General features: G+C 60.0%; 17 protein-coding genes. 8 read left to right on the plus strand and 9 right to left on the minus strand.

The annotated features are described in order from the left end of the window. Positions 1–4 precede the first annotated feature (4 nt). Positions 5–1,801, minus strand: a complete 1,797-nt coding sequence (locus WAW39_RS13400) for an NADPH-dependent assimilatory sulfite reductase hemoprotein subunit (protein WP_422319621.1) — start codon at positions 1,799–1,801, stop codon at positions 5–7. A 136-nt stretch (positions 1,802–1,937) separates the two neighbouring features. Here WAW39_RS13400 and WAW39_RS13405 point away from each other — a divergent pair, with 136 nt between their 5' ends. The 3 genes from WAW39_RS13405 (at position 1,938) to WAW39_RS13415 (ending at position 4,783) form a co-directional block, all read left to right on the plus strand. Next, on the plus strand, positions 1,938–2,807 hold the full coding sequence (locus WAW39_RS13405) for a hypothetical protein (protein WP_422319623.1): 870 nt from the start codon (positions 1,938–1,940) through the stop codon (positions 2,805–2,807). A gap of 66 nt (positions 2,808–2,873) precedes the next feature. Beyond that, positions 2,874–3,434 carry a c-type cytochrome domain-containing protein gene (locus tag WAW39_RS13410; protein WP_422319625.1) on the plus strand — a complete coding sequence of 187 codons (561 nt, stop codon included), beginning with the start codon at positions 2,874–2,876 and terminating at the stop codon, positions 3,432–3,434. Positions 3,435–3,436: 2 nt separating this feature from the next. Beyond that, positions 3,437–4,783 carry a prenyltransferase/squalene oxidase repeat-containing protein gene (locus tag WAW39_RS13415; RefSeq protein WP_422319627.1) on the plus strand — a complete coding sequence of 449 codons (1,347 nt, stop codon included), beginning with the start codon at positions 3,437–3,439 and terminating at the stop codon, positions 4,781–4,783. A 14-nt stretch (positions 4,784–4,797) separates the two neighbouring features. On the opposite strand, the gene WAW39_RS13420 is transcribed toward WAW39_RS13415, so the two are convergent. Both WAW39_RS13420 and WAW39_RS13425 read right to left on the minus strand, forming a co-directional pair. Then, positions 4,798–5,895, minus strand: a complete 1,098-nt coding sequence (locus WAW39_RS13420) for a DNA alkylation repair protein (protein ID WP_422319629.1) — start codon at positions 5,893–5,895, stop codon at positions 4,798–4,800. Positions 5,896–5,908: 13 nt separating this feature from the next. Continuing rightward, on the minus strand, positions 5,909–6,559 hold the full coding sequence (locus WAW39_RS13425) for a 3-keto-disaccharide hydrolase (protein WP_422319631.1): 651 nt from the start codon (positions 6,557–6,559) through the stop codon (positions 5,909–5,911). Between the two features lie 53 nt (positions 6,560–6,612). On the opposite strand from WAW39_RS13425, the gene WAW39_RS13430 reads away from it, so the two are divergent. Continuing rightward, on the plus strand, positions 6,613–7,770 hold the full coding sequence (locus WAW39_RS13430) for a pyridoxal phosphate-dependent aminotransferase (RefSeq protein ID WP_422319633.1): 1,158 nt from the start codon (positions 6,613–6,615) through the stop codon (positions 7,768–7,770). A 16-nt stretch (positions 7,771–7,786) separates the two neighbouring features. On the opposite strand, the gene WAW39_RS13435 is transcribed toward WAW39_RS13430, so the two are convergent. Next, positions 7,787–8,473: a M14 family zinc carboxypeptidase gene (locus tag WAW39_RS13435; protein ID WP_422319635.1), complete on the minus strand. Its 687-nt coding sequence runs from the start codon at positions 8,471–8,473 to the stop codon at positions 7,787–7,789. A 209-nt stretch (positions 8,474–8,682) separates the two neighbouring features. Between WAW39_RS13435 and WAW39_RS13440 the strand changes: the two genes are divergently transcribed. The 3 genes from WAW39_RS13440 (at position 8,683) to WAW39_RS13450 (ending at position 12,906) form a co-directional block, all read left to right on the plus strand. Continuing rightward, a complete protein-coding gene (locus tag WAW39_RS13440) occupies positions 8,683–9,069 on the plus strand; it encodes a BlaI/MecI/CopY family transcriptional regulator (protein ID WP_422319637.1) in 387 nt (128 codons plus the stop codon). After that, complete coding sequence (locus tag WAW39_RS13445; protein ID WP_422319639.1) at positions 9,066–11,228, plus strand: M56 family metallopeptidase; 2,163 nt, start codon at positions 9,066–9,068, stop codon at positions 11,226–11,228. The genes WAW39_RS13440 and WAW39_RS13445 overlap by 4 nt, the downstream gene beginning before the upstream one ends. A 115-nt stretch (positions 11,229–11,343) precedes the next feature. Then, positions 11,344–12,906, plus strand: coding sequence for a sialate O-acetylesterase (locus WAW39_RS13450; protein WP_422319641.1), 1,563 nt, complete (start codon positions 11,344–11,346; stop codon positions 12,904–12,906). A gap of 144 nt (positions 12,907–13,050) precedes the next feature. Here the strand turns inward: WAW39_RS13450 and WAW39_RS13455 are convergent, their stop codons facing one another. From WAW39_RS13455 to WAW39_RS13470, 4 genes are all read right to left on the minus strand, one after another. Beyond that, positions 13,051–13,932, minus strand: a complete 882-nt coding sequence (locus WAW39_RS13455) for a TerC family protein (protein ID WP_422319643.1) — start codon at positions 13,930–13,932, stop codon at positions 13,051–13,053. Positions 13,933–14,049: 117 nt separating this feature from the next. Next, positions 14,050–15,423 carry a tetratricopeptide repeat protein gene (locus WAW39_RS13460; protein WP_422319645.1) on the minus strand — a complete coding sequence of 458 codons (1,374 nt, stop codon included), beginning with the start codon at positions 15,421–15,423 and terminating at the stop codon, positions 14,050–14,052. Between the two features lie 44 nt (positions 15,424–15,467). Continuing rightward, positions 15,468–15,629, minus strand: coding sequence for a hypothetical protein (locus tag WAW39_RS13465; RefSeq protein ID WP_184339791.1), 162 nt, complete (start codon positions 15,627–15,629; stop codon positions 15,468–15,470). Positions 15,630–15,710: 81 nt separating this feature from the next. Next, positions 15,711–17,963: a heavy metal translocating P-type ATPase gene (locus WAW39_RS13470; protein WP_422319649.1), complete on the minus strand. Its 2,253-nt coding sequence runs from the start codon at positions 17,961–17,963 to the stop codon at positions 15,711–15,713. Positions 17,964–18,035: 72 nt separating this feature from the next. Here WAW39_RS13470 and WAW39_RS13475 point away from each other — a divergent pair, with 72 nt between their 5' ends. Further along, positions 18,036–18,635 carry a lysophospholipid acyltransferase family protein gene (locus tag WAW39_RS13475; protein WP_422319651.1) on the plus strand — a complete coding sequence of 200 codons (600 nt, stop codon included), beginning with the start codon at positions 18,036–18,038 and terminating at the stop codon, positions 18,633–18,635. A gap of 24 nt (positions 18,636–18,659) precedes the next feature. On the opposite strand, the gene WAW39_RS13480 is transcribed toward WAW39_RS13475, so the two are convergent. Continuing rightward, positions 18,660–19,298, minus strand: a complete 639-nt coding sequence (locus WAW39_RS13480; protein ID WP_422319652.1) for a 3-keto-disaccharide hydrolase — start codon at positions 19,296–19,298, stop codon at positions 18,660–18,662. Positions 19,299–19,362: the final 64 nt, after the last annotated feature.

Here is a 19,362-nt window from a genome sequence, read left to right on the forward strand (position 1 = left end):
AGGATTAACCCGCCTCAGCAGCCGTCGTCTTGGCTTCAGCCAGCTTGGCGGCACGTTCAGCCAGTTCGATGTGGAACTGCTCCGGCGTCGGCGCCTCACCCGTGGTTCGGGTGCGGGCGAACCAGTCGGCGAAGATCTCACCATCCTTGCGCTCCGCTTTGAAAGCTTCCAGGAAGGCGCGCACCTTCACCGGCACTTCTTCACCGAGGACGGTCTTGTACTCCAGGCCGGCCAGGCGGTTGCCGCGGATGCTGCCACCCACAAACATCGCGTACTTGTTCGGCGAGCGACCCACAAAGCCGAAGTCGGCGTTGTAAGGGCGGCCGCAGCCGTTCGGGCAGCCCGTCATGCGGAAGAGGATCGGCTCGTCTTCCAGACCCAGTTCACGCAGAGCTTCGTCGATCTTGTCCATGAAGCCCGGCAGCACACGCTCAGACTCGCTCAGAGCCAGACCGCAGGTCGGCAGGGCCACGCAGGCGTGGGCCACCTTGCGGGCGCGGGTCATGCCGTCGGCGTGGATGACTCCATGCTTGGCCAGGATGGCATCCACGGCGTCCTTTTGATCGGGTGCCACGTCAGCAATGATCATGTTCGTGTTCGGCGTCACGATCAGCGGCAGATCCAGCGTCTTGCAGAGCTCCACAAAAGCGCTGCGGTAGTGCGGGCCGTTTTCGCGGTCCACAATGCGGCCCATGCTCACATGCACGGCGCAGTAGAGCTTGCCGTCACCCTGCTCGTACCAGCCGAGCTTGTCCTCGACGCTGTCAAAGTTCAGCTCCTTCGGCGGGAAGGTTTCGATGCCCGGCAGGCGGCGCACCACTTCGGCGCGGAAGCCGTCGAGGCCCATGCTCTGCACGGTGTACTTCATGCGGGCGTTTTTGCGCTCGGTGCGGTTGCCGTGGTCACGCTGGGTGGTCACGATGGCTTCGACGGCATCCACCACGTTCGCACGCTTCGCATACAGCAGCGGCTGGCCCAGGAAGGGGCGGGTGCTCAGCTGGCCGTGGCTCATGCCAAAGCCACCACCCACAGTGATCGTGTAGCCTTCGACAGCACCGTCCACCACGTGCGGCACGAGGCCCAGGTCCTGAGAGTAGATATCCGCATCGTTGCAGGGCTGGATGGCCACGCCGATCTTGAATTTGCGCGGCAGATACACCTTGCCGTAGATGGGGTCATCACCTTCAGGGGCCTTTGTCACCTCACGCACGGCAGGATTCACCTCTGGATCTTGGATCCAATTGGGCTCCAGCTTCTCGCCGTCGAGCCAGATGTCCGCATAGGCCGAACTCCGCCACAGGAAGCGCTGGCTGATTTCCTCCGTAAGCTTCTGAGTATCAGCGTGCACGGCGTCCTTGATTGGAGCCGCCGGTCCCATGGTGTTGCGCACCACGTCACCGCAGGCACCCATGGTGCTGAGGCCGCTGTGGCAGACGTTGGAAATGACTTCCTTCAGGCCACCCTTGAGCACGCCGTGGAGCTGAATGCCCTGGCGGTTGGTCAGGCGCATGTTGCCAAAGGCCTTGGTGCACAGGTCGTCATGGATCATCCACTGCTTCGCGGTGATGCGGCCGCCGGGCATCTTGCTGCGGATCATGAAGCTCCAGGCCTTGTCCAGCTTCGCCTTGGTGCGTTCGGCGCGCACATCGCGGTCATCCTGCTGGTAGGAGCCGTGGTGCTTGAGCAGGATGTTGGAGTCCTCCGGGATGTTCGGGGTGCTGGTATCAGCGAACTGCTCGGCCAGCTGGCCACGGAGGCCTGCTGAGGCGAGTTTGATGTCTTCGACGGAGGCTTTGCTCATAAAGGGTGGTTTGGGGGGCTTTCAGTCTCGGCTAGGATACTTTGAATGCAAGCCTTGAGGCCAGGCCGTCATTCTGAAAATCATGGTAGGGGATGCGTGACAAACGGGATTGAATAGGATTACATTCTCTTTGGAAATGAGCAGGCACCCTACTCGCATTCTTCCAGTGACAGCCGCCATGCTCTTGCTGCTGGGCGGCTGTGTCAAAAAAACCGAGTACGATGCTCTGCAGATCGAGAATCAGACCCTGCAGACCCGTGTCGATGAGACCAACCATCTCCTGGAGCAATCACAAGCAGATTTGTCCTCCCTGCAGGCACAGATGCAGCAATTTGCGGCGGTACAGACCACTCTGAAAAAGACCCAGCTGGAGCTCTCCCAGACGCAGGAGGAGCTCAAGGCTCTCAAAGCTCAGTTTGACCGTTTCCGCACCCAGCGCCGCAGCGCCATGGTGGGCAGGAAGTTTCCCGTGCTGAGCCTGGACGATGGCAAAGTCCTGCGCGACGCCGAGATCACCGCCGTCAGCGCCGAGGATGTTTCCCTCCGGCACGCCGATGGCTTGGTCAGAGTCGCCTTCGCGAAAACCACCCCGGACCTCCGCTGGGAGGCCTGCTACGATCCGATGGAGGCCGCAGAAAAAGCCCGCGAGAAAATGCTGCTCCAAGCCCGCGAAATGGAGTCACGGCTGGCTCGTGAGCAGGCCGGTCCCTCCCAGACTCCCGATTCATCAGCGGCCATGCCCGCCCGCAACGTCGTGGATATTCTCCGCACGCAGCTTGCCGCACAACGTCAGGCCTTGAACGCAGATTACCAGGCCTTGGCCGCCAAGAACCCCGGCGCCATGCGCGGCGTGTTGTGGAATTCCTCCCAGCCGGAGGCCAGCCCCTTGCTCAATACCCTTTCCGGCAGCCGCGCTGTGCTGGGCATCAGCCGCCTGCAGGCCCAGCGCGACGCCATTCTGCTCACCCTGCAGCAGCTGCGTCAGCTCGACCCCTCCGCTCGCTGAACGCACGGAATCCATAAATTAATCTAGGCAAACCGCCCGTTTGATCGTTCCATGTCGCACTCAACCATGAAATTCAGCCTTCTCTTCGCTCTTGTCCTGACCACCACCGCTGCTTCTGCGGTCGATTACAAAACGCAGATCGCCCCCATCTTCCGCACCAAGTGCTATGCCTGCCACAGCACCACCAAGAAGGTCAAAGGCAAGCTCGCCCTCGATGATGACAAGCTGCCCGAGCAGATCGGTGCCGGAAAAAACATCATTCCCGGCGAAGCCATGAAGAGCACGATGTTCATCAACTGCACACTGCCAGATGACGATGCCGACGTGATGCCTCCGGAAGGCAAGAACAAACTCACCGCTGCTGAGCTCGACGTCTTCAAAGCCTGGATCAATGAAGGCGCCAGCCTCACCGGCGGTGGCGCAGCTCCTGCTGCCGCCATGCCCGCAGCAGCCGGCGGCGTCCTGAAATGGACCAACACCGAAGGCAAGACCATCGAGGCCGAATTCGCAGGACTTCAGGGCGACAGCGTGCTCCTCAAAATTCCTTCCACCGGCGTCACGCACATTCTGGCACTGAGCAAGCTCTCTGCCGAAAGCCAGGCCCAGGCCAAAGCGGCAGTGAAGTAATCATGAAGCGCGCCGCGTGCATCGCCGCCTTCAGTCTCTTGCTGCTGCATGGCGCAGCAGTGGCGGAGATGCGTTCTTGGACGAATACCAGCGGCCAGATCATCGAGGCCGAAATGGTCGGCGTGAATGTCGCCCAGCGTGCGGTCAAAGTCCGCCTGAAGAACGGCGCGGACTTTGAGATCGCCATCGACAATCTCAGCCCCCCAGACAAGGCCTATGCCAAGGACCATTGGCTGGCCATGCAGAATGCTCCGGCAAGCACCGCCCCCGGTGGCCTTTCGGAAGCCTCTCTCAAAAGCCTCCCCGAATCTTACCGCGCCCGCTTTCTGCCCGCCACTCGCCTGGAGGCCATCCGCCGCGGCGGAGGCACTCCAGAGATGGATGCAGCGGTGGTGACCTCCCTGAATCTGTTTAAAACCAGCCAGAACCCCGACGGCTCATGGGGCCGCAGCAACAAAGGCGCGATGACCGGCTTCGTGCTCCAGTGTTTCCTTGGCCACGGTGAGACACCCGATTCTCCCGAGTATGGAGACTCTGTGGTGAAAGCGTTGCTCTATTTGATCACCCTCGCCAAACAGAACCCCAGCGGCATTTTTAGCGAAAAATGGCAGGGGCAGGGTGGTGGCGGAGCTGGAACCTACGAGCATGCCATTGCCACCGTTGCCGTTGGCGAAGCCTATATCACGGCCCGCTTGGGTTCAAAAAGCCTTCCTGGACTGCGAGAGTCCTTTGATACAGCCATGAAGACAATCATCAGCCAGCAGACCAGTCGCGGCTCCTGGACCTACGGCGGCGAAACCATCGTTTACAATCCAGGCAGCGGTTCAGATCTGTCTTTGGCCAACTGGCATTTCCAGGCGCTCAATGTCGCCAAGGCCACCAGCTTGAAGATCGACGGGCTGGAGTCCTGCATCAAAAAAGCGCTGTCCTACATCGACTCCGTTCAAACCAAGGACGGCGGATTCGGCGGTGCCAGCCGCGAAGCACATTACAACCAATGGAGCCTCAGTGGTGGCGCTGCGGCAGGCCATCTCATGCTTGCTGGAAAAAGCACACCAGCCGCTAAAAAAGGCGTCAAATTCATCTCAGGCTTCCTCCAGGCCGAGCCCCCGGATTGGGAAAAAAACTGCAATCTCTACTGCTGGCATGGCTACAGCAATGCGCTCTTCCTCAATGGCGGGGCCGAGTGGACGACCTTCGCCTCGCAGGTCATGCCGCAAATCCTCGCAGCCCAGCAGCCGGACGGCTCCTTCAAACGCGGCCGTCCCAACTGGCCTGCCGGCGATGCCGCAGATGCCACGTATCGTCAGGCGCTCTGCACCTTGATTCTCGAAACCTTCTATCGCTGAGCCTGCAGTAGAATTCAGGCCAGGACAAACATCGTCTCCGCCACCCGCTGCCCATTCACCTGCAACTCCACTCGGTGCCTGCCTGAGTAGTGTTTCCGCGTCGTGAAATCGCGCACCACCTGCGATTTGACGAGCTCAATTTCAGCATGCGCCGGCAGGTCGATCTCTGTCCACTTGAAAACCTTCTCCGCACTGCCTCCGCTCGCCTTCACATAATGCACCACGTAGTCGATCGCGAGTCGCTGTGAGCGGTTTGAAGTCGAAGTGAGCGCAGCCGTCAACGTAAGGCGCTGCCCAAGTTCCAGGCGTGAAGGAGAAGCCGCCAGCTTCGCTGTGACCTCCGCTTTTTTGCCAAAGCCAAAGAGCTTCAGCGCACGCGGATGCCCGCGTTTGATCAGCGTGCGGCAGGCATGCTTCGCGATCCACTTCAGATGCTCGCGTTCCAGGTCCCAGGCTTCAAGCCGCTGCAAAACATAATCGTGATGATCCTTCGTGATGTCATTCAAATGATTGGCCACCGATCGCCTCACAAACAGCGAGTCATCATCCTTCAGCGCCTCCAGAATCTTCGCCGTCGGCTCGGGGTCGCGCACCAGCGCCTGCAAACGCATGCCCCAGGGCAGGCGCGGCCGTGATCCCTCGCTGGCGAGGCGGCGCACCTTATCATCCGGGTCAGCCGTCCATTCGTGCATCATTTGCAACGCACGTTTTTGATCCGCCAGAATGAACGGTCGCACCGCAAACTCCGCCGAGCCAAAGACCGTGAAAAACCTCAACGCCTCCATGGAGAAATCGAAATCATCAAGGCCGTACGTCGCCACGAAATCGCCGAGGAAGATCGTCACGAATTCATGCCCGATGCGCGGCGCCAGCTTCTGTAGAGCCCGGACCTTTTGCTGATACGTCCCCGGCAGCGCCGCATCCACCGCCACCGCGCACTGATGCACCCGCTGCATCAGGCTGCGGGCTTCAAGCCCATCCAGCACAGTCTTCATGAAATCATCCGCACGAAATTTCGGCGCGATGCTGGCGAGTTCCTTGGCGATGGCCCGATAGCGGGCGGCATCAAACCATTCTTTGAGCTGTGGCGGGGGGGAGGGTTCAGGAGGCATGATCAGCAAGGTTTCAAGGCAGGCGCTTGATGCGGAGATCTTTGAAGTAAAACACACTCCCCGGATCATGCGCCTGCAAGGCGATGCCGCCGCCCTGCGGATCAAATAAGCGTCCGGCACGCTCCGGCGGGCGCTTGACGTTGTCCGGCTCGGTGTAGTCCACCACCTGCTTGTCATTGAGATGAATCATGATGCGCTTGCCGCTCACCGTGACACGGAGCTTGAACCACTGGCTTTCATCCACCGGCGATTGCGCGAGATCCACCACCGCATACAGGCTGCCGGTCTTGCGCTTCTCCTTGGTCGTGCTGTTGAGCTGGATCTCATAGCCCTTGGCCAGATGTAGCGCGCTGTCCCGCGTGGTCATGTCCGTGTGAATAAAGATGCCCGAGTTGGAATTCGGCTCGCTACGGCAGGTCGCTTCAAACACGAAATTCTTGAAGCGCATGAAGCCGGTTTTCATGTCGCCCGCATAAAACAAGTGGGCGCTGGGCTTGGTGGCATGCGCCCGGATGGCTCCATCCACCACGGAGAAAGATTCCGGCATCACATTGGCCCGCCAGCCGCTCAGGTCCCGGCCATTGAACAAGGTTTGCCACTCCTCGGCGGCAAACAGGCAGGGGGCCGTCAGCAGCAGGGCAAGCAGGGAGATTCGGCGGCGCATGTGGGTCAGATTGGTTGGTTGCACGTTGGCGGCTTCTCGCCCAAATCGCAAGGATGCCTGCAACTTCCCGCCGCCTCCACGCCTTCACCGAATCCGTCATTCGCGCGATGACGCGCCTCTCCAATCAGCACGGCGCGATCAATCTTTCCCAGGGCTTTCCCGACTTCAATCCGCCGGAGGAACTCCTCACCGCATTGGAGCGCGCCACCCGTGGCCCGTTCCATCAGTACGCCGTCACCTGGGGCGCGCCGCGCTTCCGCCAGGCGCTCGCCAAAAAGATCACCCATTTCTCCGGCACCCCCGTTGATCCGGATCAAAACCTCGTCGTCACCTGCGGCAGCACGGAGGCCATGATGTGCGCCATGATGACCTGCTGCGAGCCCGGAGACAAAGTCATCGTCTTCTCACCCTTCTACGAAAACTACGCCGCAGACGCCATCCTCTCCGGGGCCGAGCCCATCTACGTGCCCCTCCGCCCGCCGCAGTTCGGCTTTGATCCCGATGAACTCGCACGCGCCTTTGCGCAGGGTGCCAAGGCCATCATCGTCTGCAATCCCTCCAACCCCACCGGCAAAGTCTTCACCCGTGCCGAGTTGCAGATGATCCTCGATCTCGCCGAAAAGCACGATGCCTTCGTCATCACTGACGAGCCCTACGAGCACATCGTCTATGAACCGCATGAGCACGTCTACATGCACTCGCTGCCCGGCGCAGCGGAGCGTGTCATCGTGTGCAATTCGCTCTCCAAAACCTACTCCATCACCGGCTGGCGCCTTGGCTATGTGCAGGCCGCCCCGCACATCATCGCGCAGGCGCGCAAGGTGCACGACTTCCTCACTGTCGGTGCCGCCGCACCCTTGCAGGAAGCCGCCGTCGCCGGACTCGAACTGCCTGACAGCTACTACCACGGCCTGCGCGCTCTCTACACCGAGAAGCGGGGCATCTTCCTCAATCACCTCCGCGCCACCGGCCTCCCATTCACCGAGCCCCACGGCGCATACTACGTCCTCATGGACATCTCATCCCTCGGCTTCCCCACCGACACCGAAGCCGCCGAATGGTTCGTCCGCGAAGTCGGCGTCGCCGGCGTCCCCGGCTCCAGTTTCTTCCGCGAACCCGAACACCGCTTCATCCGCTTCCATTACGCCAAGCAGCTTGAGACGCTCAACGCGGCAGGAGAAAAACTGCTGCGTGTGAAGCAGGGGCGGTGAGGGGACCTTCAACAGGTCAAAGATTCGCCGCATACGCCTGCAGTTCACGATACTCCACCAGAATCCTCTTCACCGCCGCCACCGTCGCTTTCACCTGCGCGTCCATCGGCGCCAGCGCAGGCGTCTCAAACACAATCTCCAGCGCATGCGGCCGCTGCTCTGGCGGCGCGCTGAGGATGCCGAGATAGCCTTCCTTGATGATGCCACGTGAGGCCAGGAAGCCATCGATGATGTGCTGCTCGTTGCGCGGCAAAAACTCACTCGCGGCCTGCAGCGCAGGTTCCAGCAGATGCTCGCTCAGCAGCGCACCGCTGACGAATCCATAGCAGCCGTCAGACGTGTCATCAGAGTGCAGCGAGATGATCCCGTCATAGCGCTCACGCCGCAACTCAGCTTCCAAATAGACGACCTCCGGCTCAGTGGAGCCAAACCAAAACTCACGGTTCAAATCCAGCCCGCTGTGGCTGTGCCTTGTGCCCAGCGTGCGCCCGGTAGGATTGCAGACCGGAAAAAAATGCAGCTCATAGTCATGCAGTTCCTCCGGCCTCTCAGCAGCCCACTCGATGAGTTCATGCGTGGCCAGCGTGCCCGCCTCTTCATCCCCATGAATCCCGGCGAAGATGCCGATCTTCATGCCATGGCCCGTTCTCACGGACTTGCTGACACTCTTCGGGAGGAAGCTGCCTGGTTCTCTGGAATCCATTTCAATCATCAGTCATGAGGCCGGAAGCGCATGGTCCACGCTGAATCGCATGCCTGCCCGCGACCTGCAAATGGGATGAAAGCGTCAGGGTTTCAAGCGCTGACTTCCATCATCATCCAGTACCCCAGTCATCGGCCGTCCGGCATGGCCTGCTGAAATTTCAACATCACGCTTGACGAATCGCCAAAGGTGTTGAAAAATCAACACTCATGTGGGACGAAAAACATTCCAATGAGTTGAGCCGCCGCGAGCGGCAGGTGATAGAAATCGTGATGAAGCACGAACGGGTTTCCGCTCGTGAGATCGAGGAGAAGCTGCCGGACGCGCCGACTTACTCGGCGGTAAGATCGATCTTGCGCCTGCTCGTCGAAAGAGACCTGCTGGTGAAGACCCAGGAAAACGGACGGGATTGGTTCTCGCTTCCTGTCTCGACCAAGAAGGCCAGGGCGGGCGTGCTGACGCGAATGGTGAATCAGCTGTTCGACAATTCTGTCGGCGAGGCCGCACTGGCCCTTCTCGGACAGCGAAATGTGAAACTCAGCGCTGAAGAGGCGCAAAAGCTTATTCAACTCATCGAGGAGGCACGCAAGCCATGAACACTTTCATCAATCATGCTCTGCTGACGCTGTCTCTGCATAAAGGTCTGGCTCTCCTCGTCTCCGCCTTCATCACCAGCGCTGCAGTCTTCTGCGTGGCAGCGGCGGCTGCCATGGGGCTGCGACACCGCTCCGCCCGGTCACGCAGCGCGGTTTGGCGGCTGGGTGTCGTGGCGCTGTTGATTGTCGGCGCATGGAGGCTGATGCCCGATCTGACGCCGCCAGTGGCTGTCATGGAATGGCAGGTGGACGTGACTCCGGCGCTTCAGCTCGAAACGACCGTGGTGGAACTGCCGCTCTTCGAACTTCCGGAGAAAAGTGCATGGGAAAAGATCGCAGATGGTTTTGACAGATGGGCGGTGTGTTTCTGGCTGGGCATGGCGGCACTGTGGTTCTGTCTCCGTGTAGTTGGGGTGTTGTTGGGTCTGCGTGCCCTCAGCCGGCGCTGCAGTGCCGCATCGCGAATGATGCAGAAAATCGGCAGCGAAGCCGGACTGCCAGACGGGACGGCATATCGGTTGGCGAGTGAGCTGACGTCACCCATGCTCACAGGCTGGCGCAAACCCGTCATCTGGCTGCCCGCCGAATCCGCCTCGTGGGATGAGAGCCGCCTTAGCGCAGTGCTTCGACACGAGGCCGCGCACTGGCAGCGCGGTGATTGGCTGTGGCAGTGGCTCTCTCAGGCCGTGCTCTGCCTCTGGTGGTGGCAGCCACTGGCCTGGCTGGCGCGGAAACAACTCCGCATCGAAACAGAGCACGCGGCGGATGACCTGGCTGTGAGCGACGCCGAGCATGCGCCGGAGTATGCACGCACTCTCGTCGAAATCGCCGCAGGCCTGCCCTCACGCATGAAAAGCGGTCTCGGCGTGACCATGTTCGGCAACGACGGTGTGAAGCAGCGCGTGCAGGCCCTCATCAAGACAAACCGCTGGCGCGGTCGCATTGGCATGGGCGCTCTGAGCGTGCTTGCAGTCGTTGTTGTTTTGCTGGCGGTGCTGGCGGCCACGAAGGTGGAATTCGTGCCGCAGCAGCCGGTGTATCGCAGCACGGCAAAGCTGGTCTCGGGCATAAAATTGGAGGCGAATGATTCCCTCAGTTGGCAGGAGCAAATGCAGGACTTTTACGGCACGATCATCGAAACGCTCGAAAGCTCGCAAATGCAGCACAGAGCGGCGGAGCGTGTGCGCGTTTTGAATCCCAAGCTGGCGGATCACAAAGTGGAAATCCACGCATCCCAGAACAAGGGCAGCGGCCTCATTCAGGTCATGGGGACGGGTGATGATGCGAAGTATACGCATGTTTATCTCGATGCGCTGCTGGATGAGTTCATCGCCTTTAGACAAAGTGTTCGCGAGCAGGCGCAAGGGAAGGTCTTGAAGACGTTCTTGGAGGAGACGGTGAAAAAGCGGAAGATGATGGAGGATAAAATGGAGGCCCTGGAAGTTTTTCAGCGTGAAAACAACCTGACCGCCGTCACCAATGGCAACGACAAGGCGGCGCAGCTTCTAGGGACTCTCCAATTGCAGCGGGAGCAGGTGCGCACCGAAATTCTGGATCTGGAACTCGCCGAGACGGACATCTCGGCCTTCTATCAGTCCCTGGGCAGGACTTCGGAACGTCATTTATCGGAGATGGACCAGATTTATCTCAAGACGCAGGCGGAGATCTTTGTGCTGCAAAACGATCGCGACTATCTGCTGAAGAGCCACAAGGCGGATCATCCCGAAGTGGTCGCTATCGATGAAAAAATAGCCAGGGCGAAGCATCTGATCGAGTCAGTTTCGCAGCAAATTCAGCAGGGCCTGCAGGCAGGCATCCTCTCCCTGAAACGCAAGGTGGATATTCTCGACAAAAAAATCGAGGAAGAGCGTGCCGTTGCTTTGGATCTGGGATCCAAGATAGCGAATCATGACAAACTCAAAACTCAGGCCGATACGGCCCGGGAGGCCTATCAAAAGGTCTCTGAACGTTTGGAGCAATTAGCAGCGATGCCTGTCAATCAGTCCGATTACGTCACCATCATGGAGCGTGCCTCACCCGCCACCGCCCAGACCACCAGCAGCATGCTCCCCATCTGGAAGCTGTGGACGCCGGAGAAAAAGGCTGAAAAACAGATGGATGTGAAGAAAGCCAGGACGGCGCAGGCCACCGTGAAATGAACCATGCCTCCGAAGCTGGTTCAAGCGGGTGGCTCAGGCCTGACTCAGGAAGATGGAAACTTTGTTGAAACCCAGCCTCGGGCTGCGTTTGTTCCGTCCTGCTTTTTACCCATTCATGAGACTCCTCTCACTTACCACCCTCCTCGCTGCGCTGGCATGTACTGCCCGCGCTGAACTCAAACTCCCCGCCATCATTGGCGACAACATGGTCCTGCAGCAGAAGCAGACCAATCCGCTCTGGGGCTGGGATGCTCCCGGCACCGAAGTGACCGTGAAATTTGGAGACCAAACCAAGACCGCCAAGGCCGGCGCCGATGGCAAATGGACCGTGAAACTCGATCCCGTGCCTGCCAACGCGAAACCTGCCACGATTTCGATCAAAGGCACCACCGCCAAGGAGCTCAAAAACGTGCTCGTCGGCGAGGTGTGGATCTGCTCCGGCCAGTCCAACATGCAGTGGAATGTCGGTTCCAGCTGGGATTCCGATCTGGAGATCGCCACCGCGAAGTATCCGAACATCCGCCTCATCACCGTGCCAAACCTGGGCACTCAGGAGCCGCAAAAGGACTTCAAAGGCGAGTGGAAAGAGTGCTCGCCTGCAACAGTCGGCGGCTTCAGCGCCGTCGGCTTCTTCTATGGCCGCGTCCTGCACAACATGCTCGACGTGCCGGTGGGTCTGATCAACAACGCCTGGGGCGGCAGTGCTGCCGAGGCATGGGTGAATCGCGGCGAACTCGAAAAAGACGCCCGCTTCAAGCTGCTGATGGAAAACACGAAGAAGAACGAAGCCTTCCTCACTTCCCCCGCCGCGAAGACCAAATACGACGCCGATCTCGCCAACTGGAAGAAGCAGGCGGATGAAGCCAAGAAAGTCGGCAAACCCTTCACCGCCCGCGCTCCTGCCCCACCTGATGCTTGGCTGCGCGGCAATGCCCGCCCCGGCAACATCTACAATGGCGCACTCCTCCCCACCATCGGCTACGGCATCAAAGGGGCCATCTGGTATCAGGGCGAAAGCAATGCCGGACGTGCCTATGAGTACGCCAGCCTCTTCCCCTTCATGATCCAGAACTGGCGCAATGAGTGGAAGCAGGGAGATTTCCCCTTCTACTGGGTGCAACTGGCCGACTTCATGGCCGAAAAAACCGACGCCGGGCAGGCCACGGCCAGCCAATGGGCCGAGCTGCGCGAGAGCCAGACGAAAACCCAGAACGCCATCAAAAACGGTGGCCAGGCCGTCATCATCGACCTCGGTGAGGCCAATGACATTCATCCCAAAAACAAGCGTGACGTGGCCGAGCGTCTCGCCCGTTTGGCGCTCGTGAAGGACTACGGAATGAAGCTGCCTTATCGCAGCCCCGAGTTCAAAGCCGCCGAGTTCGCAGGAGACAAAGCCATTGTCACTCTCGACACCTTCGGCAGCAGCCTGCGCACGGTGGATGTCACAGAAGTGAAGGGCTTTGTGGTTTGCGGCGAAGACAAAAAGTGGACCTGGGCCGAGGCTAAAATCACCGGCAAGGACAAGATCGAAGTCAGCGCCAAGGGCGTCGCCAAACCCGTGGCTGTCCGCTACGCATGGTCCGACAATCCTGTCTGCAATCTCTACAGCATCGACGGCCTGCCAGTGACCCCCTTCCGCAGCGACGACTTCGAAATGCTTACCAAGCCGAAGCAGTAACAGACAGGCTTCGCCCACCGCGAGGTAGGGCGGCTTGTCCTCAAGCCGCCTTCGAGTGTCTCCAAACTCGCTTGCCGGAAATCAGTTCCGCAAAACGCTGTCACATGATTCACGGAGTCCCCCGGCCTCACAGCCGGGGGATTCTTATTTTCGGGTCACGGCTGACCACGCGGCACGAAACGGCCAGGAGATCACAGAAAAAACAGCCCCGACCACACCAGAAATCAATCGCGCAGGCAGCAGCAGCAGGCGCATCACCGGGCGCACCACGCCTTTGACCGCCGCGTTTTTCTCATACGCCAGGTGCACCAGAATGATTCCAATGATGCCGGCAAATTTAACCGCCTTGGCGATGTGGTAATGCCCGCCCGCCTCGCTGATGAGGCTGACACCACCGATTTCGACGACCTGTTTGATGCTCTGGTCCCAAAAGAGTTCCAGCCCCAGCAGCAGACCCACGAACCCCACGAGCAGAAACGCCGTGTGTTCCAGCCAGGGCTGCCGCGCCAGCAGCTTGATGCAGTAACCGGCCACCAGTCGCAGCGTGATGATGCCGAGTGTCACGCCGACATAAACCAGTACCTTGCTGTCACGTGCGAAGGCCACGGCGGCGACCACGTTGTCAAAGCTCAGGCTCAGATCGAGAAAAGCGATCATCGCAATCGTTTTGCCAAAGCTGTGCTGGGCTGCCTTCACCGTTCCATCCTCATCACCTTCCTCCTGTTCCGCAAAATGCGCGCACATCAGCCACACGAGGTAGAGCGCACCCACCAGCATCAGCCAGTGGTTGTCCATGATGATGCTGGCGGTCAGCAGCGCCACGATGCGAAAACCATAGGCGCCGATGTAGCCGATGTTCATCGCCATCTTGCGCTGCTTTTCATCCAGATGGGATGCCATCGCGGCGATCGCCAGCGCGTTGTCCACGGAGAGCAGACCCTCGATCAGGATCAGGGCGAGAACGACGGGCGCACCGTCTTTGATTGTGGTCCAGACGTCAGTGGCGGCGAGAAATTCGAATATCATCAGCCTGCAAGATGGCGGACGTGCCCCGGCTTTCCAGTACCATTTGGCGGCAAACAAAAAACACCCCGTTTCGGAATACGAAACGGGGTGTCAGCAGGGGAGATCTGAAATGATCAGTTATGAGTAGGAGGACTCCACTCGGTGCGCCACATCCCGGTAGCCGTAGTCGGCGTTGTAGATTTCCTTCAGCGCGTCCAGGCTTCCCGCCTTGTCGCCCATTTTTTCCAGCACGTTGGCCAGCTCGTAGAGCACCTCTTTTTTGGTGGCATCCATGACGAGAAGTTCCTTGGAAGCCTCCAGCAGCGAGGTTTTTGCCAGGTCGTTCATGTTTTTGCGCTCAAAGCAGCGTCCCAGCATGAGGATCGCCTTGATACGCATGTTGGGGTTCGACTTCGCCTGCTGCAGCTCCGGCAGCGCCTCGCCGTACATGCCTGCGTTGAAGTAGGCCTGGCCCAGTTCGTAGCGCAGTCCTTTGTCGGTCGGGTTGCGGTCCACACGGGTCTTGGCCTCGCTGATGACCACACTCGCACGCTGGCGGCGGATTTCGGCCAGCTGCGCGCGTTTGTCGTCAATGTCGGGCGCATCAGGATCAGTTTCGATCTCGCGCTCATAATCCGCGATCTTCTGTTCCTGCACCTTGTCACGCAGGATTTCCACCTTGCGCTGCAGGGCCACGTCACCGGCGTTCAGAGTGAGGGCGTAATCGTAAAACATCAGCGCCGTATCGAGCTGGCCGAGGCGCTCATACAGATCCGACATGCGCTTGACGATGACGATGTTCCCTTGGTCGGCATTGTATTGCTCGATGGTTTCTGCCAGGAACTGCTCCATCTGCTCCTGCGTCATGCCCTGGCGGCTGAGCATTTCCAGCTTGGCGGCCTCGCCGGAGTCCTTCATCGCATCCTTGAAGTTCGCGGAGCCCCAGCCCTGATTTTTGATGGAGCTTTGCGCAGCGGCGTTCTTTTCCCCCTGCTTGGCTTCCATGTCACGCGGATTGACCACGGAGATCAGGCGGTACACTTCAGCGGCCAGCTCCGGCTGCTGATGGGCCATGTAATGCTGCGCCAGCTTGTGCATGTGCTTGGTGTTCTCAGGATGCCCGGCGCGGATGGTCTCCAGAGCAAACGCGGCCAGCTCCGGGAAATTCATCTTCATCGCGATGTCATAGAGCTGCTCATTCGCGTTGAGGTTGAAGGGGTCCTTGCGGAACACATTCTCTTCCATGTCTGCAATGGCTTCGGCCGGCTCTTTTTTGGAGCTTGGCTTGAGGCCGCCCAGACCAAAACTGAACTTCTTGCCGCCGCTGCCACCGGTGGCTTCGCCTTCAGCGCTGCGCAGCAGTTTCCGGCCGTCCAGAAATCCGACGTTGGCCGTCACGATGGGCAGCACCTGGTCGATCACATAATCCCAGTTTTTCCGCTCGGCGGAAATGAGGGCTTTTTTCCAAAGGGCTTGGTACTTGGGGTCGAGTTCTGCTTCCTGAACGATCATAATGCTGGGGGTTCTTGACGTGTTTGAATGTAAGTGGGCGGCGGTTATTTTTTCCCGCCACCAAACCATGCGGCGATGCCACGCAGCTCCGCTCCCGTTCCTTCCGTCAGACCCTTCATGCTGAATCCGTGCTCAAAGAGCACCATCCAGACAAAAGTGGCGACGAGGAAAGCGAGGGTCCAGAGGACTTTGGAGAGAATGCGCATGCCAGAATTTTGATTACTCTATGAAGAAAAGGGGGGAATCGTCCAGCACGGAGTTACGCAGATGAAAAATGGCAGGCGGCTTCATTCCTTCTCAAACAACAGCCGCAGGCTGTTTAAACACACCACCACCGTGCTGCCCTCATGTGTCAATACGCCCAGCGTGAGGGGCACGATGCCGAACAAGGACGCCACCGCCATCACGATCACGCTGCCCAGGGAAATGACCAGATTTTGCTGAATGATGCGCCGCGCTTGCTGGCTGATGCGCCGTGCGGACAGCAGTTTTTCGATCTTGTCCTGCATCAGCACCACGTCGCTTTGCTCCAGCGCGGCGTCGCTGCCTCGCGCACCCATCGCCACGGATACGTAGGCGGCTGCCAGGCTCGGTGCATCGTTCACGCCATCCCCGATCATCGCCACCTTGTGCCCGGCCAGCGTCAGTTCCCGGATCGCGGCCACCTTGTCCTCCGGGTGCAAGCCGGCGCGCACTTCGGCGATGCCGAGTTTCTCCCCCACCTCGATCGCCGCTGCACGGCGGTCTCCGGTCAGCATGATCGTGCGCACGCCATCGGCGGCCAGTTTTTCCAGCACGGCCCGGCTCCCGGCGCGGATCTCATCCTTCAGCAGCACTCGGCCCACGATTTGTTCATGCACCACCCAGACCTCGCTGAAGCCCAGCGGTGCGTCCGGCACCCCGGCCAGCACCTCCCCCAGGGCGCTGTCTTTGACGAGTTCGCGCCGTCCCACGTAGCTCAGTCCAGCGGCCGTGCGCCCACGCAGCCCCTGGCCCGTGATCGACTGAAACTCGGCCAGCTTTTCCACCACGATGCCTTGCGCCTTGGCATATTGCGTCACCGCACGCGCGATGGGATGGTTCGAATTCGCCTCCAAGCTCGCGGCGATCCGCAGCACATCCTCCTCCCGGCCGGCAGGGAAGCTTTCGATCTTCGTCACCTTCAGCTCGCCCTCCGTCAGCGTCCCCGTCTTGTCCATGGCGATGACGTCCACTTCCGCCAGCTTTTCAATCGCAGCACCACCACGGAACAGCACGCCGCGCCGCGCACCCCAGGCGATCGCCGCCAGAATGGCCGAAGGAATCGAAAGCACCAGCGCGCACGGACTCATCACCACCAGCAGCGTCATGGCACGGTAAAACGAGGACTTGGATGCTGCGGTGTTTTCCAGCGGCGGAATGCCAAAGCCCAGCCACCACACGAAAAACATCAGCGCCACCACCCCCAGCGTGAGCAGCGTGTAACGCGTGCCAAAGCGGTCCGTGAACCGCTGGCTCGGCGCGCGCAGATGCTGCGCCGTTTGGATCATCGTGATGATTTTTGCCAGCGCGCTCTGCGTGGCCAGTCGGTCCACCCGCACCTGCACCATCCCCCATTGGTTCAAAGTGCCCCCGTAGATGGAGGCACCCTTCTCCTTGGCGATCGGCAGCGCCTCGCCGGTCAGCGTCGATTCATCCGCCGCCGTCGAGCCCTCGATGACCGTGCCATCCACGGCGAACAACTCGTCCGGTTTCACCACGATCACATCGCCCACCTGCAGTGTCTGCACGCCACGGTCCGCCGTCGTCCCGTCGGGTTGCAGCACATGCGCAAATTTGGGCGCCGCCTTCGTCAGCGCATTGATCTCCCGGTGCGTGCGGAACATCACAAAATGCTCCAGCGCACCCGAGGTCGAAAACAGGAACAGCAGCAGTGCCCCCTCCTCCCACGCGCCGATCGACACCGCACCTGTGGCCACGGCCAGCATCAGGAAATGCACATCGAGCCGCCCCTCGCGCATGTTTTCCCAGGTGTCCTTCGCCGCATCCCAGCCGCCGGAAATCAGCGAGATGGCGAACAAGCTTTTCGGCAGCCACGCCGGTGCGGAAAAGAAACGCTCGGTGATGTAGCCCGCCACCAGTGTCACGGCGCACAGTCCCGCCTGTAGCGCCAGCACGCGCCACTCATTGTCGCTCTCCTGCTCCATCTCATCCGGCTCCGGCCAGGCAAAGTCGCGCCATTTCCAGAACTTCGGTGCCGTTGGGCAGGAAGGTTTTTCAAGCACAAAGGCCCCGTCCGCCTTCTGCTGCACATCCAGCATCCCGCTGCTCGGCGGCACCTGGCTGTTTTGCTTCAGCCACCGGGCGTCCACCGCCCGCAGCACTTCGGAAAGCTTCGCCTGCAGCAGCTCGCCATCCACCTGACCCAGGGTGGCCATCTCGACTCGTTTCGACTCTGGATTTAACCGGATCGACTCAATCGCCGGCTCTTCCATCAGGAACTCGGCCAGCGCTGTCATCCAGGTGGATGAGTCGGGAGGGGCAGGGGTGGAATTTGGCATGCGCGTGAGAGTGAATCACTACGAACAAGCAAGCCGCGTGACAACCTCTACTTCTTCGCACATCTTCTGCACATGATTCGCAGTCTCATCGCCGGATCGCTGCGTGTGTTCTCTGGTTCCGTCGCCCGCTGGCAGGGTTGCGCGCCGGAGTTGGTGCAGCGGGTTTACTTCGCCAATCACACCAGCAACCTCGACGGTCCCGTGCTCTGGGCCTCGCTGCCTGCCCCCGTCCGCGCCGTCACCCGCATGGTCGGTGCCAAAGACTACTGGTCGGTCGGCCGCGTGCGTCCCTTCCTGGCCTGCCATGTATTCAATGCCGTTCTCATCGAGCGCAAAAAGCCCACACCTGAGGCCAATCCGCTGGTCGAAATGGTCCAGGCCATGGGAGACCGCCACTCCCTCATCCTCTTTCCCGAAGGCGGCCGCCAGACCACTCCCGAGCCGCAGCCCTTCAAGCCCGGACTCTTCCACCTCGCCAAAAAGCGGCCCGATGTGCAACTCGTCCCCGTGTGGATGGAAAACCTCAACCGCATCCTCCCCAAAGGCGAAGTCCTGCCCGTCCCCGTTCTCGGCAGCGTCACCTTCGGCGAGCCCATCCGCCTTCAAGAGGACGAATCAAAGCCAGAATTCCTCATCCGCGCCCGCGAGGCCGTGCTGAAACTGCGGCGGTGATTTTCTGCTGAAGACAGCGGCATGCTACTTCAGCTCCTTGATCCGCACATTCCGATACCACACACGCAGCGCTTCATCCTGAAAAGCGATGTGTCCCACGTTCGGACGGTCCGCCATCTTGATGTCGTCCAGGCTGGCATCGATGACCTGCTCCCCATTGAACACCACCTTCACACTGCGGCCTTTGACCGTGATGGTGTACCGGTTCCACTCGCCGGCGGGTTTGACCATGTTCTTGGAAGGGCCAATGCCACCCACAATTCCGCCGCAGTCATGATGCCCCGGTTTTTCGAGTCCATAGGTGTCCAAAATCTGCACCTCAAAGCCCGTCTTCACCGGCTCCTTCATGTCGGCCACACGCATAAACACCCCGCTGTTGCCTTTGGCGTTGATCTTGAATTCCAGGTCCAGCACGAAGTCGCCGTACAACTTCTCCGTGGCGATGTAGGCATCATACCGCTGCCAGCCTTTCTCTCCCTCACGCGGGTGCAGCGAGACGCTGCCATCAGCCTCCACGAGCCAGTTCCCCGTCGTTTTCCAGCCCGCAAGGTCCTTGCCATTGAAGAGCGGGACGAAACCTGCCGCCTCAGCAGCGGGGTGAAGATCTTCAGCGTGGACGGAGGCAGCAAGGCAAAGGCAGGCAAAGAGAGAGGCAAGTTTCATGGTGGTCAGCTTCAAACGGTCCTTCTCAGCCGGATAAATCCCCGTTTGACATCAAGGCATCCAT

The organism is Prosthecobacter sp. (assembly GCF_049294395.1).
In the GTDB taxonomy this organism is placed as follows: Bacteria; Verrucomicrobiota; Verrucomicrobiia; order Verrucomicrobiales; family Verrucomicrobiaceae; genus Prosthecobacter.

Excerpts from the sequence above, each read along its gene's own strand:
- WAW39_RS13400 (WP_422319621.1), bottom strand. The coding sequence starts at position 1,801 with ATGAGCAAAGCCTCCGTCGAAGACATCAAACTCGCCTCAGCAGGCCTC.
- WAW39_RS13405 (WP_422319623.1), top strand. The coding sequence starts at position 1,938 with ATGAGCAGGCACCCTACTCGCATTCTTCCAGTGACAGCCGCCATGCTC.
- WAW39_RS13410 (WP_422319625.1), top strand. The coding sequence starts at position 2,874 with ATGAAATTCAGCCTTCTCTTCGCTCTTGTCCTGACCACCACCGCTGCT.
- WAW39_RS13415 (WP_422319627.1), top strand. The coding sequence starts at position 3,437 with ATGAAGCGCGCCGCGTGCATCGCCGCCTTCAGTCTCTTGCTGCTGCAT.
- WAW39_RS13420 (WP_422319629.1), bottom strand. The coding sequence starts at position 5,895 with ATGCCTCCTGAACCCTCCCCCCCGCCACAGCTCAAAGAATGGTTTGAT.
- WAW39_RS13425 (WP_422319631.1), bottom strand. The coding sequence starts at position 6,559 with ATGCGCCGCCGAATCTCCCTGCTTGCCCTGCTGCTGACGGCCCCCTGC.
- WAW39_RS13430 (WP_422319633.1), top strand. The coding sequence starts at position 6,613 with ATGCCTGCAACTTCCCGCCGCCTCCACGCCTTCACCGAATCCGTCATT.
- WAW39_RS13435 (WP_422319635.1), bottom strand. The coding sequence starts at position 8,473 with ATGGATTCCAGAGAACCAGGCAGCTTCCTCCCGAAGAGTGTCAGCAAG.
- WAW39_RS13440 (WP_422319637.1), top strand. The coding sequence starts at position 8,683 with ATGTGGGACGAAAAACATTCCAATGAGTTGAGCCGCCGCGAGCGGCAG.
- WAW39_RS13445 (WP_422319639.1), top strand. The coding sequence starts at position 9,066 with ATGAACACTTTCATCAATCATGCTCTGCTGACGCTGTCTCTGCATAAA.
- WAW39_RS13450 (WP_422319641.1), top strand. The coding sequence starts at position 11,344 with ATGAGACTCCTCTCACTTACCACCCTCCTCGCTGCGCTGGCATGTACT.
- WAW39_RS13455 (WP_422319643.1), bottom strand. The coding sequence starts at position 13,932 with ATGATATTCGAATTTCTCGCCGCCACTGACGTCTGGACCACAATCAAA.
- WAW39_RS13460 (WP_422319645.1), bottom strand. The coding sequence starts at position 15,423 with ATGATCGTTCAGGAAGCAGAACTCGACCCCAAGTACCAAGCCCTTTGG.
- WAW39_RS13465 (WP_184339791.1), bottom strand. The coding sequence starts at position 15,629 with ATGCGCATTCTCTCCAAAGTCCTCTGGACCCTCGCTTTCCTCGTCGCC.
- WAW39_RS13470 (WP_422319649.1), bottom strand. The coding sequence starts at position 17,963 with ATGCCAAATTCCACCCCTGCCCCTCCCGACTCATCCACCTGGATGACA.
- WAW39_RS13475 (WP_422319651.1), top strand. The coding sequence starts at position 18,036 with ATGATTCGCAGTCTCATCGCCGGATCGCTGCGTGTGTTCTCTGGTTCC.
- WAW39_RS13480 (WP_422319652.1), bottom strand. The coding sequence starts at position 19,298 with ATGAAACTTGCCTCTCTCTTTGCCTGCCTTTGCCTTGCTGCCTCCGTC.